The following is a 12,663-nucleotide window of genomic DNA, read 5'->3' as shown; positions in this document are numbered from 1 at the left end:
GGGCTCACGAGCGCCGGCGGATGAGCCCGGCGACGATCGGCGCGCCGAGGATCACGAGGATGATCCGCGTCAGGTGATGGGTGATGACAAAGCCCAGGTCGGCACCGGAGACGATGGCGAGGACGGTCATTTCGGCCTGACCGCCCGGTGCGAAGGCAAGGAAGGTCTCGACCGGGCGGGCCAGCCCGAGCCGGGTGGCCAGCGCGGTAAAGCCGGTCGCCAGCAGCGCCAGCAGGGCGACATAGCCCACACCGGCGACCACCACGCGCCTCAGTTCGCGGAAGGTGACGCCGAGGAAATGCACGCCGATGGCGCAGCCGATGAAGAATTGCGCCACCAAGATCGCCTCGCGCGGGGGGCGGGCGTGGATCAGCCCCGAGAGCGAGAGCAGAGCGGTCAGGATCAGCGGCCCGAGGATCGAGGCGCCAAAGAGGCCGATGCGCGCGCCGCCTTTCCAGCCGATCCAGGCGGCGGCGGCCATCAGCGCCAGTTCCCGCACCGGCAGCTCCGAGGCCGGAGCGCCAATCGGATTGGTCAGCCCGGCGCCATATCCATAGGTCAGGATGATCGGTGCCAGGGTCACGATGATCAGCACCCGCGTGGCATGCACCAGCGAAAGCGCGCGCGGATCGCCGCCCGCCTCGGTGCCAAAGATCACCATGTCCTGCAATCCGCCCGGCATCGCTGCGTAATAGGCGGTCGGCGCGTCAAAGCCCCAGACCCGGCGGAAATAGGGCACGCCTACCAGGGCGATCACCGCGATGAAAAGCGGCACCAGCGCGATCGAGGTCACCATGCGCGGCAGCTCGGCGAAGAGCGCCGGAGTGATAGAGGCGCCCACCGCCACGCCGAGGATGGTGCGCGCGGCCAGCGACACCTGGCCGAACCCCTTGATCGGCACATGCGCCAGAGCCGCGATCAGGCAGGCTGCCATCGGCCCGAAGAGGAAGGGCAGCGGCAGGCCGAGCGCCAGAAAGAGCACGGTGCCGAACGCGGCCAGCGCAAAAGTCAGAATCCGGCGTCGGATGGCGGAGAGCGTGGTTACGACGTCGGACAAGGGGCGGCTCCTGCGGGTTGGCGGCGGGGACTCGGTATGTACGCAATTGTATGCGATTGGATACAAGGTGCAAGCGGGCAATCGACGCATCATACAGCGCCGGCAGCTTGCCGGATCGCTCCCTCACGGCGATGCTGTGCCATTGGCCCGCAGCGTGGCGTGTAAATCCTTGATTATTCATCCATAAGGCGCATTCGGGAATTTTTGTTCCATTTTGTCGCGGTTCGGGTAATGTGACCCGGAAGGAGAGGAGCCCCCATGAACAAGCCTGCCGAGGTACTGAAAGCGCCGGAGAGCGTGTCCGAATTGCTGGAACGGCTCGACGACCGGCTGGAGGATATGCCCAAACGTCTGAAGCAATGCGCCAGCTTCACCCGCCGGCATCTGCATCTGATTGCAGTCTCCACCGTTTCCGAGATGGCGCGGGCCGTCGGGGTGGCGCCATCGGTCTATATGAGGTTTTGCCAGGCGGTGGGTTTTTCCGGCTATTCCGAGATGCAGGACCTGCTGCGCTCCAAATTCACGGATTTCCGGCCGACCTATGACACGCGGCTGGCCAACCTGTCGGAAGAGCGCGAACTCTCGACCGGGCGCTTGCTGGCCGATTTCGCCGAGGCTGGCCATAAATCACTGCTTTCGCTGTCAAATACCGTGACCAGCGACCGGCTGGACCGGATAGCACGCGGCATGGCCGAGGCGCGGGTGATCCATCTGGTCGGCCTGCGGCGCGCGTTTTCGGTGGTCAGCAACATGGGGTATCTGTTCGAAAAGATGGGGGTGCCCGCCAGCGTGCATTTCAAGGCCGGCATGATCGAGGGGCACGGCGCCGTGTTGCCGGGAGACGTGCTGTTCGCGGTGACCTTTGCACCGTTTTCGGACGAGACGCTGCGGCTGGCCAAGGCGACGGCTGCACGGGGCATCACGGTCTTCGGCCTCACGGATTCCGGGGCCTGTCCGCTGGTCGAAAGCGCCCGCGAGGTGCTGATCGTGCGCGAGGACGAGGTGACCGGATTCAGGGCGCTGAATGCCGCGACCACCCTGACCACGGCGCTTGCCGTATCGGTCAGCGCCTTGCGTCAACGGAGTTGACTTTGCGTCCGATTCGAGAGTAGTGGAATAAACATTCCATTTTGCCGGAGAGGGGCGGAATGGGCCGCCGGCGAGGGCCGGGAAAACCGAGGGGAAAATCCCCCGATCAGGTCAAAGGGAGGACTCATGACCAAATTTCTGAAAACCGCAGCCTTTGCCGCGGCCGTCGGCATGGCCGCGCCCGCGCTGGCGCAGGACATCATCGTCGTCAGCCACGGCCAGGCGAACGACCCGTTCTGGTCGGTCGTGAAAAACGGCGTGGACCTTGCCGCACAGCATACCGGTGCCAATGTGGAATACCGCGCCCCGGAAACCTTCGACATGGTGGCGATGAGCCAGCTGATCGACGCCGCCGTCAACCAGGAGCCCGACGGCATCGTCGTCTCGATCCCCGATGGCGACGCGCTCGGGCCGTCGATCATGCGTGCGACCCAGGCCGGCATTCCGGTGATCTCGATGAACTCTGGCTCTGACGTCGCCGCCGAACTGGGCGCGGCGCTGCATGTCGGCCAGTCGGAATTCGACGCCGGCAAGGCGGCCGGCGCGAAGCTGGCCGAAATGGGCGGCACCACCGCGATCTGCGTCAACCACGAGGTCGGCAACGTGGCGCTCGATCTGCGCTGCTCGGGCTTCGAAGAGGGCTTTGGCGGCTCGGTCGAGGTTCTGCCCACCGGCAACGACCCGGCGGAAATCGAATCCAAGGTCTCGGCGGCACTGGCCTCGAACGAAGATGTCGACACGGTGATGGCACTGGGGGCCAGCCTCGCGGGCGAGCCCTCGCTGGCGGCGGCCAAGGCCTCGGGCCGCGATGTCAACGTTGCATCCTTCGACCTCTCGGCCAACTTCCTCGAGTCGATCGCCGCAGGCGACGCGGCCTTCGCCATCGATCAGCAGCAGTTCCTGCAAGGCTACCTGCCGGTCGTGTTCCTGGCCAACAACGCCAAATACGGCCTGATGCCGGGTGGCAATGTGCCCTCGGGTCCGAACCTGGTCACCCAGGAAAAGGCCGGTCAGGCGATCGAGCTGTCGGCTCAGGGCATCCGTTAATCCGCAATTTTTCGATTGCGAACGATGGGGGCCGTGGCGTGTGCCGCGCCACGGCCCCCTTGTATTCGCAGGTCTCAGGAGGAAATCATGTCCGACAGTTCGCCCGCCGTCGATGAACGGCTCAAATCCGAGGGTCTTGGCGCCCGCATCATGAAGCGCCCCGAGCTGGGCGCGATTGCGGGGGTCATCCTTGTCACGGTGTTCTTTCTGGCAACTGCCGACGCCGCGATGTTCACCACCTCGGGGATCATCAACTTCATGACCCCCGCCGCCCAGCTCGGCATTCTGGCCATCGGTGCGGCGCTCCTGATGATCGGCGGCGAATTTGACCTTTCGATCGGTTCGATGGTGGCCTTTGCCGGTCTGTTCTTTGCCGCCGCGACCGTGACCTTCGGCCTACCGCTGGTGATTGCCATTCCGGCGACCTTTGTCTTTGCCGCCTGCGTCGGATCGATCAACGGCTTTATCGTGATCCGCTCGGGCCTGCCGTCTTTCATCGTGACGCTGGCCTTCCTCTTCATCCTGCGCGGCTTGTCGCTGGTTGGGCTCAAGCTGGCCACCGGCGGTTCGACCCAGCTGCGCGGCGTGCGCGATGCCACCGAAGGCGACTGGCTGGCGCCATTCTTTTCCGGCGACGCCTTTGGCGGGCTGTTCGCCTGGCTGGCCGAAAAGGGCATCGTCGAGACCTTCAAGAACGGCAATCCCAAGGTGCCGGGCCTGCCGATCGAGATCATCTGGTTCGTGATCATCGCGCTGCTGGCGACCTGGGTGCTGCTGCGTACGCCCGCCGGCAACTGGATCTTTGCCGCCGGCGGCGACAGCAACGCCGCCACCAATTCGGGTGTGCCGGTGCGCCGGGTCAAGATCTCGCTCTTCATGGTCACCGCCTGCTGTGCGGCGCTGGTGGCGATCATCACAGTGATGGACGCCGGCTCGACCGACTCGCGCCGGGGCTTTCAAAAGGAATTCGAGGCGATCATCGCCGCGGTGATCGGCGGCTGTCTGCTGACCGGCGGCTACGGCTCGGCCATCGGCGCGTTCTTTGGCTCGATCATCTTCGGTATGGTGGTGATCGGCCTGACCTACACCGATTTCGATCAGGACTGGTTCCAGGTCTTCCTGGGCGGCATGCTGCTGATCGCGGTCCTGTTCAACAACGCCATCCGCAAGCGCGTCACGGGAGAACGGTAAAATGACCGAGGATACCAAGTTCCACCACGGCGATGCGCCCAACAATGCCGCGCCGATCGTCGAGATGAAGGACATCGAAAAGCACTTCGGCAATATCATCGCGCTGGCCGGTGTCAGCTTTGACGTCAAGCCGGGTGAGTGCCATTGCCTTCTGGGCGACAACGGCGCCGGCAAATCGACCTTCATCAAGACCATGTCGGGGGTACACAAGCCGACCCATGGCGAGATCCTGTTCGAAGGCAAGACGATGGATTTCTCCTCGCCGCGCGATGCGATGGAGGCGGGGATTGCCACGGTGTTCCAGGATCTGGCGATGATTCCGCTGATGAGCGTGACGCGCAATTTCTTCATGGGACGCGAACCGACCATCGGGCGCGGGCCGCTGAAGCGCATGGACGTGGCCCGGATGAACGAGATCACCATGACCGAGATGCGGCAGATGGGGATCAACCTGCGCGCGCCGGATCAGGCGGTGGGCACGCTTTCCGGCGGCGAACGTCAGACCGTGGCGATTGCCCGGGCGGTGCATTTCGGGGCCAAGATCCTGATCCTCGACGAGCCGACCTCGGCGCTGGGCGTGCGCCAGACCTCGAACGTGCTGGCGACCATCGACAAGGTGCGCAAGCAGGGCATCGGCGTGGTCTTCATCAGCCACAACGTGCGCCATGCGCTGGCAGTGGGGGACCGCTTTACCGTGCTCAACCGGGGCAAGACCCTGGGCACCGCGCAGCGCGGCGAAATCTCGCCCGAACAATTGCAGGATCTGATGGCCGGCGGCCAGGAAATGGCCCAGCTCGAAGGCTCTCTGGGCGGCACGGTCTGAACGGTGTAAGACCGACCCAGGCGGGCGGGGCAGGGCCTCGCCCGTTTTCGTTTCAAGGAGCCTCGACGATGACGCAAGCAGATCCGGACCAGACCCGCGCGGTCTATGAAGCCCAGGCCGCGGCCTATGACGCGCAGCGCTCGCGCAGTCTTTTCGAGGCCCGCTGGCTGGCGCGGTTTGCCGCCTGCCTGCCCGAGGGCGGCCGAGTGCTCGACCTGGGCTGTGGTGCCGGCGAGCCGATCGCGCGCTGGTTCATGGCCGAGGGGTTTACCCTGACCGGGGTGGATTTCGCCGGCGCCATGCTCGACATCGCGCGGCAGCGCTGGCCCGAAGGTGACTGGCGCCAGGCCGACATGCGCAGCCTCGATCTCGGCGAGCGTTTCGACGGGATCATCGCCTGGGACAGTTTCTTCCATCTGACCGAGGCGGAACAGCGCGAGACGCTGCGCCGGATGGCGGCGCATCTGGCGCCCGGCGGCAGCCTGCTGTTCACCGTCGGGCCGGAGGCCGGCGAGGCCAGCGGCACGGTCGGCGCGGCCACGGTCTATCACGCCAGCCTGTCGCCGGCGGGGTATGCCGTGCTGCTCGAAGAGCTGGGGCTGCGGCTGACCGGGTTCCTGGCGGAAGACCCGGATTGCGCCAGCCACAGCGTGATGATGGCGCGGCGGATCACCTAGCGCCGGGCGGGTCGGGCCGTCAGGCGTCAGTCGACGCGGCGCACCATGAGCTGATTGCCGGGGCCCGTGCGGGTCTCGAACACCTTGAGCCGGGCGACCAGATCGCTCAGCTTGCGGTGGCCATAGGAACGGGTGTCGAAATCGGGATTGGCGGCGATGATGAACTGGCCGATCTGGCCCAGGGTGTACCATTCGTCGCCCTGTTCGATCCCCTCCATCGCCTTGAAGATCAGGTTGCGGGCCTCGTCGAGCGGCCGGCTCGAGGGGGTTTCGCGGGGCTCTTCCTCGCCGAGGTTTTCGAGAAAGATGAAGCGTTTGCAGGCCTTGCGGAAGGCATCCGGCGTCTTGCGCTGGCCCATGCCGTAGACCGCCAGCCCCTGTTCGCGGATGCGGCTGGCGAGGCGGGTGAAATCGCTGTCGGAAGAGACCAGCACGAAGCCGTCGAAGCGGCCGGTATGCAGCAGGTCCATGGCATCGATCACCAGCGCGATGTCCGAGGCGTTCTTGCCCACGGTATTGGCGGGCTGGTGGTGCGGGACAAGCCCGAACTCGGCCTGCACGCGCGACCATCCGGCCATCTGCTGCGACGAGAAATCACCATAGCAGCGGCGCACGCTGGCCTCGCCCAGCGAGGCGATCTCGTCAAAGATCGCCTTGGTGTATTTCGGAGAGGTGTTGTCGGCGTCGATCAGGACGGCGAGGAGATTGGTATCATCTGACATGCGCGGACCATGAGGCCAAGTGCCGCCAGCGTCAATTTAAAGCGTCATGGCGCGGGCGCTGTCCGGGATGACTTGGGGGCAGGCCGCAGCGCATCGCCGGTCCGGGGCCGGCGACACGCGTTTGCGTAGGGTGGGATTCACCCCACCGCCCGGATCAATAAACCACGACCGAGCGGATCGACTCGCCCTTGTGCATCAGGTCGAAACCCTTGTTGATGTCCTCGAGCGGCATGGTGTGGGTGATCATCGGGTCGATGTCGATCTTGCCGTCCATGTACCAATCGACGATCTTCGGCACATCGGTCCGGCCACGGGCGCCGCCAAAGGCGGTGCCGCGCCAGACCCGGCCGGTGACAAGCTGGAAGGGCCGCGTCGAGATCTCGGCCCCCGCCGGCGCCACGCCGATGATGATCGATTCGCCCCAGCCCTTGTGCGCCGATTCCAGCGCCGTGCGCATCACCTGCACGTTGCCGGTGGCGTCAAAGGTGTAATCGGCGCCGCCGCCGGTCAGCTCGACCAGATGGCCCACCAGATCGCCCTCGACCTTGGACGGGTTGACGAAATCGGTCATGCCGAACTTGGTCGCCATCGCCTTCTTGTCATCGTTCAGATCGACCCCGACGATCTGATCCGCCCCCGCCAGCCGCAGGCCCTGGATCACGTTCAACCCGATGCCGCCCAGGCCGAAGACGATGGCGCGGCTGCCGATCTCGGCCTTGGCGGTATAGATCACCGCGCCAATGCCGGTGGTGACGCCGCAGCCGATGTAGCAGACCTTGTCGAACGGCGCGTCCTGGCGGATTTTCGCGAGGCTGATCTCGGGCAGGACGGTATAGTTCGAAAAGGTCGAGCAGCCCATGTAATGCAGGATCGGCGTGCCATCGAGCATGGAAAAGCGCGAGGTGCCATCGGGCATCACGCCCTTGCCCTGGGTCGCGCGCACCTTCTGGCAGAGGTTGGTCTTGGGGTGCAGGCAGTATTCGCACTCGCGGCATTCGGCGGTATAAAGCGGGATCACGTGATCGCCGGGCTTGAGATCCTTGACGCCGGGGCCGACCTCGACGACGACGCCGGCGCCCTCATGGCCCAGAATGGCGGGAAAGAGCCCCTCGGGGTCGGCGCCCGAACGGGTGAATTCATCGGTGTGGCAGATGCCGGTGGCCTTGATCTCGACCAGAACCTCGCCTTCCTTGGGGCCTTCGAGGTTCACTTCCATGATCTCCAGCGGTTTGCCGGCCTCAAGGGCCACGGCGGCTTTGGTGCGCATGATCACTCTCCCTGGTAAATGTCCGGCAGACCCTGTGGCAAAGCTTTGCCGGGATCAAGGCCGGCGCGGGGAATTTGCGGGCCGGGGCAGAGGTTTTCTGTTAGCAGGGGGGCGCCGGGGCGGTCTTTTCCCCGGCGTTCCCGCGCCGGACGGCGGAGCACCGGGGCGGGCCAGGATCGGAGGTGCCATGCAATTTCGTCTGTCTTTCGCCGGGGTGATGCCGGCCCTTCTGCTGGCCCTGGCGGGCTGTCTGCCCGAGGACGGAGAGATCGCGCAGGGGGCGGGGCCACAAGATCCGCCGCCGGGGGAGGCGACGCCCTGCGCGCCCGGCGCCCATGCCGGCCTTGTCGGCGAACCAGTGGAGGCGGCCGAGCGTGTTCCGGCGCCCAAGCGGATCCTGCGGCCCGGCGACATGCGGACGATGGATTACCTGCCGGCGCGCACCAACATCGAGATCGACGAGACCGGACGGATCACCCGCGTCTTCTGCGGCTGACGTCCCGGCGGCGCTCGACATCGGGTGACGCGGCTGGTAGGTATGAGAACATATAGCGAACAAAGCTGCCTGTTCTGCCATGCCCCGCCGTCTGCTCTCTCTCTGGTTTCCCCGTCTCGGGGCTGAACGCCTGTTGCGTCAGGCGCGCACCGAAGCTGCCTTGCACGAGGTGCCCTTTGCCGTGGTCGAGGATATCGGCAACAGCCAGATCCTGTCGTCGGTTTCGGCGCGGGCCTCGGAGGTGGGGATCTACAAGGGCCAGCCGCTGCGCGATGCCCATGCGGTCAGTGCCGATTTGCGCACCGCGCGGCGCAACCGTCATGCGGAGGCCGGGTTTCTCGAGGCGCTGTTGCGCTGGGCCGGCAAGTTCAGCCCCTGGGTGGCCGGCGATGGCGGCGATGGGCTGATGCTCGACGTGACCGGCTGCACCCATCTCTTTGGCGGCGAGGCGGCGCTTTGTGCGCGGATTGTCGAAGAAACCGGCGACATGGGGCTGACCGCGCGGATCGGGCTGGCCGACAGCCGCGGCGGCGCCTGGGCGCTGGCGCGCTTTGCCGGTCAGGGCGGCGGCCATGCGCGCTCGGGTGATGACATCGATCAGGAGGCCCGCGCCACCCGCGCGCGTGCGGCCCGGCGGCGGCACTGGGAGCGCGGCGGCGCAGCGCCCAGCGGGCGGCTGGCCCCGGCCGAGACCGGCACCATCGCGCCGCCGGGGCAGACCCGTGGCGCGCTCTCGGCGCTGCCGGTGGCGGCGTTGCGGCTGGAGGAGGAGACCGCGGCGCAACTGGCACGGCTCGGGCTGCGGCGGATCGGCGATCTGGCGGGCCAGCCGCGGGCGGCGCTGGCGCGGCGTTTCGGCAAGGGGCTGGTGCTGCGGCTGGATCAGGCCTTTGGCGCGGTGCCGGAACCGCTGTCCCCGGCCGCGCCGCCGCAGCGCTACGCCGTGCGGATGACCCTGCCGGAGCCGATCGGGCTGGAAGAGGATGTGGCGGCCGGGCTCGACCGGCTTCTGCCGCGATTGTCCGAGCTGTTGCGCGCCCGGGGGCAGGGCGCGCGGACGCTCAGGCTTCAGGCCTTTCGCAGCGATCACACCATGCAGACGCTCGAGGTGCGGCTGGCGCGGGCCTCGGACGATCCCGAACGGCTGCGGCCGCTGCTGGCGATGAAGCTGAACGAGATCGACGCCGGCTTTGGCATCGACATGCTGCGGCTCGAGGCGGTGCAGGTCGAACCGCTGTCTCAGCGCACCCCGGTCGGCCATATCGGCGCCGGGGCGGCGGTGAACGCCCGGCTGGCGGCGAACACGGCGCTCGACGATCTGATCGGCCGGATTGGCGCGCGGGTGGGGATGGAGGCGATCACCCGCCGCCACCCCGGCGACAGCCATATCCCGGAAAAGACCGAAACCGTGCTGGCCGCCGCCTGGTCGGAGCCGGCTGCCGCCTGGGCGCCGCCGGCGCGGCCCCGGCCGCTGCTGCTCTGGCGGCCCGAACCGGTGCAGGCGCCCGATGTGCCCCGGCCGCCGGAGCGCCTGCGCTGGCGCGGCCGCGATCTGCACCTGACCTCGGCGCAGGGGCCGGAGCGGATCGCGCCGGAATGGTGGCTCGACGATCCCGCATGGCGCTCGGGCCAGCGCGATTACTGGCGGGTGACCTGCGCCGAGGGCGACGCGCTCTGGCTGTTTTATGCCCATGGCGCATCGATGTCCTCGGGGTGGTTCTGCCAGGGGAGTTTCGCGTGACACCCGGGCGTTGGCGTCACAGTTCCGTGGCGCTGCGACGCGGGTGCTTGATTTGCGGCGCAAAGCGCGCAACTCTCCTTGTATGAACAGTTTTTCCCCTTTTCCCGGCGCCGGGCCGGAGGTGGTGGCCTTTCAGCGCGCCGAGCTGGGGGTGATCCTGTCGCTTTACGGCCGCATGGTCGCCGCCGGTGAGTGGCGCGACTACGGCATCTCGAACCTGCGCGAAGTGGCGATTTTCTCGGTTTTTCGCCGCACCGCCGAGAACCCGCTCTACCGGATCGAAAAACGCCCCAAGCTGCGCAACCGGCAGGGGCTTTATGCGGTGATCGGCATGGAGGGGCAGGTGCTCAAGCGCGGCCATGACCTGCGCGCCGTCCTGCGGGTGCTGGAACGCAAGCTGATCCGCGCGGTGGAGTGACCGCCGGCGCCCGAGGCGCCCGATGGGGTGGTGGTCTCCGGGGCCGCAACCCCGGAGACCTCTGGCTTATACAGAGGTGCAGATGTACTTCATTTCCATGAATTCATCCATCCCGTGGCGGCTGCCTTCGCGGCCGAGGCCGGATTGCTTGACCCCGCCAAAGGGCGCCACCTCGGTCGAGATCAGCCCGGTGTTCACGCCGACCATGCCGTATTCCAGCGCTTCCTGCACCTTGGTCACGCGGCTCAGGTCCTTGGCATAGAAATACGAGGCCAGGCCGAAGATCGTGTCATTGGCCAGCTCGATCACCTCGTCGACGGTGTCGAACTTGTAGAGCGGGGCCATCGGGCCAAAGGTCTCGTCCTGCGAGAACACCATCTCGCGGGTGGCGCCAGTGATCACTGTCGGCTCAAAGAAGGTGCCGCCCAGCTCGTGGCGCTTGCCGCCCTGGATCACCTTGCCGCCCTTGGATTTGGCGTCGGCGATGTGCTCTTCGACCTTTTCGACCGCTTCCTGATTGATCAGCGGGCCCACTGTCGGCTCGCCCGAGAGACCGTCGCCGACCTTCATGCCGGCGACCGCCTTGGCCAGCTTCTCAGCGAATTCGTCATAGACGCCCGATTGCACGTAGATGCGGTTGGCGCAGACGCAGGTCTGACCGTTGTTGCGGTATTTCGAGATCATCGCGCCTTCGACGGCGGCATCCAGATCGGCGTCGTCGAACACGATGAAGGGCGCATTGCCGCCGAGCTCCATCGAGCATTTCATCACCTGATCGGCGGCCTGACGCAGCAGGATGCGGCCCACTTCGGTCGAGCCGGTGAAGGTCAGCTTGCGGACCTTGGGGTTCTCGCAGAATTCCTTGCCGATCTCGGAGGAGCGCGACGAGGGAATGACCGAAAAGACGCCATGCGGAATGCCGGCGCGCTCGGCCAGCACACCCAGCGCCAGCGCCGAGAGCGGCGTCTCGGCGGCGGGGCGGGCGACAAAGGCGCAGCCCGAGGCCAGCGCCGGGCCGGCCTTGCGGGTGATCATCGCATTGGGGAAGTTCCAGGGCGTGATCGAGGCGGCAACGCCGATCGGCTGGGTGATCACGGTGATCCGCTTGTCGCGCTGGTGGCCGGGGATTGTTTCGCCATAGGCGCGCTTGGCCTCCTCGGCGAACCATTCGATGAACGAGGCGCCATACATCACCTCGCCCTTGGCCTCGGCCTGCGGCTTGCCCTGTTCGGCGGTCAGGATCCTGCCCAGATCCTCGGCATGTTCGACCATCAGGTCGAACCATTTGCGCAGCACGCCGGCGCGTTCCTTGCCGGTCCATTGCGCCCAGTCCTTCTGGGCCTTGTAGGCGGCATCGATCGCCTCGGCGCATTCCTCGCGCGAGAGGTCGGCCACCTTGGCAATGACGTCGCCGCGCGCCGGGTTGGTCACGTCAAAGGTCGCGCCATCCTTGGCGTCGCGCCATTCACCGGCCAGATAGGCCTTGGTCGCGATCAATTCGGGATCGTTCAGAAGAGAAGCGAGGTCGGTCTGTTGGTCGAGCATGGGAGAAACTCCTAGTCTCAGTTTTCGGTTTCGGGAAAGGGGCGCGCCGCCAGTTCGCCGGCGATGTCATCGTCGAGCGGCGTGCCACAGGTTTTCAGGATAAAGCCCAGCGTGGAATAGAAGCCGACCGTCGCCATCAGGTCGATCATCCCTTCCTTGCCGTAGGTCTCGGCCAGCGCCTTGGCGGTCATCGGCGAGAGCTGCTTGTTGTCGAACAGCTCGTCCACCGCCCGCGCCAGCAGCGCGTCGACCGGCGCCATGGCATCGGTGGCGCCGCGGATCGTGGCGATGCGGGCATCGTCGAAGCCCACCTTTCGGGCGCGCGAGATGTGCTGTTGCCATTCGTACCGCGAGTTCAGCCGCACCCCGGTGCGCAGGATCACCACTTCGACAAGCTCCAGCCCCAACGCGCTTTCGAGTACGACGTGCTGGCGCAGATCGGTCCAGGCCCGCAGCAGCGCCGGGTCATGCGCCATGGTGCGATAGACGTTGAGTTTGCCCGCGAAGCCGCCGGTCATGTCGGCGATCTCTTCCGGCCAGTCGGCGTCGGAGATCGGGGGCAGGGGATAGGCGGCGGTCATGGGCGGTGT

Annotated in this window: 13 protein-coding genes; 8 read left to right on the top strand and 5 right to left on the bottom strand. The window is 66.4% G+C overall.

Going from position 1 to position 12,663, the window contains the following annotated elements:
- Positions 1 to 4: 4 nt before the first annotated feature.
- On the bottom strand, positions 5 to 1,057 hold the full coding sequence (locus AC0J5K_RS11445) for an AbrB family transcriptional regulator (protein ID WP_420398594.1): 1,053 nt from the start codon (positions 1,055 to 1,057) through the stop codon (positions 5 to 7).
- 258 nt (positions 1,058 to 1,315) lie between these two features.
- Between AC0J5K_RS11445 and AC0J5K_RS11440 the strand changes: the two genes are divergently transcribed.
- The 5 genes from AC0J5K_RS11440 (at position 1,316) to AC0J5K_RS11420 (ending at position 5,884) form a co-directional block, all read left to right on the top strand.
- The gene (locus AC0J5K_RS11440; RefSeq protein ID WP_274562771.1) at positions 1,316 to 2,146 is read left to right on the top strand and encodes a MurR/RpiR family transcriptional regulator; all 831 of its coding nucleotides are present in this window, start codon (positions 1,316 to 1,318) and stop codon (positions 2,144 to 2,146) included.
- A gap of 126 nt (positions 2,147 to 2,272) precedes the next feature.
- Positions 2,273 to 3,193 (top strand): substrate-binding domain-containing protein, encoded by a 921-nt coding sequence (locus AC0J5K_RS11435; RefSeq protein ID WP_074835266.1) that lies wholly within the window; start codon positions 2,273 to 2,275, stop codon positions 3,191 to 3,193.
- Positions 3,194 to 3,280: 87 nt separating this feature from the next.
- On the top strand, positions 3,281 to 4,384 hold the full coding sequence (locus AC0J5K_RS11430; protein ID WP_048530711.1) for an ABC transporter permease: 1,104 nt from the start codon (positions 3,281 to 3,283) through the stop codon (positions 4,382 to 4,384).
- A gap of 1 nt (position 4,385) precedes the next feature.
- Positions 4,386 to 5,207 (top strand): ATP-binding cassette domain-containing protein, encoded by an 822-nt coding sequence (locus AC0J5K_RS11425; protein ID WP_048530713.1) that lies wholly within the window; start codon positions 4,386 to 4,388, stop codon positions 5,205 to 5,207.
- 68 nt (positions 5,208 to 5,275) lie between these two features.
- A complete protein-coding gene (locus AC0J5K_RS11420) occupies positions 5,276 to 5,884 on the top strand; it encodes a class I SAM-dependent DNA methyltransferase (protein WP_274562775.1) in 609 nt (202 codons plus the stop codon).
- 26 nt (positions 5,885 to 5,910) lie between these two features.
- On the opposite strand, the gene AC0J5K_RS11415 is transcribed toward AC0J5K_RS11420, so the two are convergent.
- Together AC0J5K_RS11415 and AC0J5K_RS11410 are read right to left on the bottom strand one after the other, a co-directional pair.
- Positions 5,911 to 6,606 (bottom strand): NYN domain-containing protein, encoded by a 696-nt coding sequence (locus tag AC0J5K_RS11415; RefSeq protein WP_048530716.1) that lies wholly within the window; start codon positions 6,604 to 6,606, stop codon positions 5,911 to 5,913.
- A 154-nt stretch (positions 6,607 to 6,760) separates the two neighbouring features.
- Positions 6,761 to 7,873 carry an S-(hydroxymethyl)glutathione dehydrogenase/class III alcohol dehydrogenase gene (locus AC0J5K_RS11410; RefSeq protein WP_048530717.1) on the bottom strand — a complete coding sequence of 371 codons (1,113 nt, stop codon included), beginning with the start codon at positions 7,871 to 7,873 and terminating at the stop codon, positions 6,761 to 6,763.
- Between the two features lie 187 nt (positions 7,874 to 8,060).
- Here AC0J5K_RS11410 and AC0J5K_RS11405 point away from each other — a divergent pair, with 187 nt between their 5' ends.
- From AC0J5K_RS11405 to AC0J5K_RS11395, 3 genes are all read left to right on the top strand, one after another.
- Positions 8,061 to 8,369 carry an I78 family peptidase inhibitor gene (locus AC0J5K_RS11405; protein ID WP_074835263.1) on the top strand — a complete coding sequence of 103 codons (309 nt, stop codon included), beginning with the start codon at positions 8,061 to 8,063 and terminating at the stop codon, positions 8,367 to 8,369.
- A 79-nt stretch (positions 8,370 to 8,448) separates the two neighbouring features.
- Positions 8,449 to 10,110, top strand: a complete 1,662-nt coding sequence (locus AC0J5K_RS11400) for a Y-family DNA polymerase (protein ID WP_274562781.1) — start codon at positions 8,449 to 8,451, stop codon at positions 10,108 to 10,110.
- A gap of 82 nt (positions 10,111 to 10,192) precedes the next feature.
- Positions 10,193 to 10,528, top strand: coding sequence for a DUF2794 domain-containing protein (locus tag AC0J5K_RS11395; protein WP_048530723.1), 336 nt, complete (start codon positions 10,193 to 10,195; stop codon positions 10,526 to 10,528).
- A 66-nt stretch (positions 10,529 to 10,594) separates the two neighbouring features.
- Here the strand turns inward: AC0J5K_RS11395 and AC0J5K_RS11390 are convergent, their stop codons facing one another.
- Together AC0J5K_RS11390 and AC0J5K_RS11385 are read right to left on the bottom strand one after the other, a co-directional pair.
- Positions 10,595 to 12,073: an NAD-dependent succinate-semialdehyde dehydrogenase gene (locus AC0J5K_RS11390; protein ID WP_048530724.1), complete on the bottom strand. Its 1,479-nt coding sequence runs from the start codon at positions 12,071 to 12,073 to the stop codon at positions 10,595 to 10,597.
- Positions 12,074 to 12,090: 17 nt separating this feature from the next.
- On the bottom strand, positions 12,091 to 12,654 hold the full coding sequence (locus tag AC0J5K_RS11385) for a carboxymuconolactone decarboxylase family protein (RefSeq protein ID WP_274562784.1): 564 nt from the start codon (positions 12,652 to 12,654) through the stop codon (positions 12,091 to 12,093).
- Positions 12,655 to 12,663 lie beyond the last annotated feature (9 nt).

The sequence above is a fragment of the Marinovum sp. E3 genome (genome assembly GCF_055755275.1).
This window is presented reverse-complemented; position numbering and strand designations above follow the sequence as displayed.

Excerpts from the sequence above, each read along its gene's own strand:
- AC0J5K_RS11440 (WP_274562771.1), top strand. The coding sequence starts at position 1,316 with ATGAACAAGCCTGCCGAGGTACTGAAAGCGCCGGAGAGCGTGTCCGAA.
- AC0J5K_RS11435 (WP_074835266.1), top strand. The coding sequence starts at position 2,273 with ATGACCAAATTTCTGAAAACCGCAGCCTTTGCCGCGGCCGTCGGCATG.
- AC0J5K_RS11430 (WP_048530711.1), top strand. The coding sequence starts at position 3,281 with ATGTCCGACAGTTCGCCCGCCGTCGATGAACGGCTCAAATCCGAGGGT.
- AC0J5K_RS11425 (WP_048530713.1), top strand. The coding sequence starts at position 4,386 with ATGACCGAGGATACCAAGTTCCACCACGGCGATGCGCCCAACAATGCC.
- AC0J5K_RS11420 (WP_274562775.1), top strand. The coding sequence starts at position 5,276 with ATGACGCAAGCAGATCCGGACCAGACCCGCGCGGTCTATGAAGCCCAG.
- AC0J5K_RS11415 (WP_048530716.1), bottom strand. The coding sequence starts at position 6,606 with ATGTCAGATGATACCAATCTCCTCGCCGTCCTGATCGACGCCGACAAC.
- AC0J5K_RS11410 (WP_048530717.1), bottom strand. The coding sequence starts at position 7,873 with ATGCGCACCAAAGCCGCCGTGGCCCTTGAGGCCGGCAAACCGCTGGAG.
- AC0J5K_RS11405 (WP_074835263.1), top strand. The coding sequence starts at position 8,061 with ATGCAATTTCGTCTGTCTTTCGCCGGGGTGATGCCGGCCCTTCTGCTG.
- AC0J5K_RS11400 (WP_274562781.1), top strand. The coding sequence starts at position 8,449 with ATGCCCCGCCGTCTGCTCTCTCTCTGGTTTCCCCGTCTCGGGGCTGAA.
- AC0J5K_RS11395 (WP_048530723.1), top strand. The coding sequence starts at position 10,193 with ATGAACAGTTTTTCCCCTTTTCCCGGCGCCGGGCCGGAGGTGGTGGCC.
- AC0J5K_RS11390 (WP_048530724.1), bottom strand. The coding sequence starts at position 12,073 with ATGCTCGACCAACAGACCGACCTCGCTTCTCTTCTGAACGATCCCGAA.
- AC0J5K_RS11385 (WP_274562784.1), bottom strand. The coding sequence starts at position 12,654 with ATGACCGCCGCCTATCCCCTGCCCCCGATCTCCGACGCCGACTGGCCG.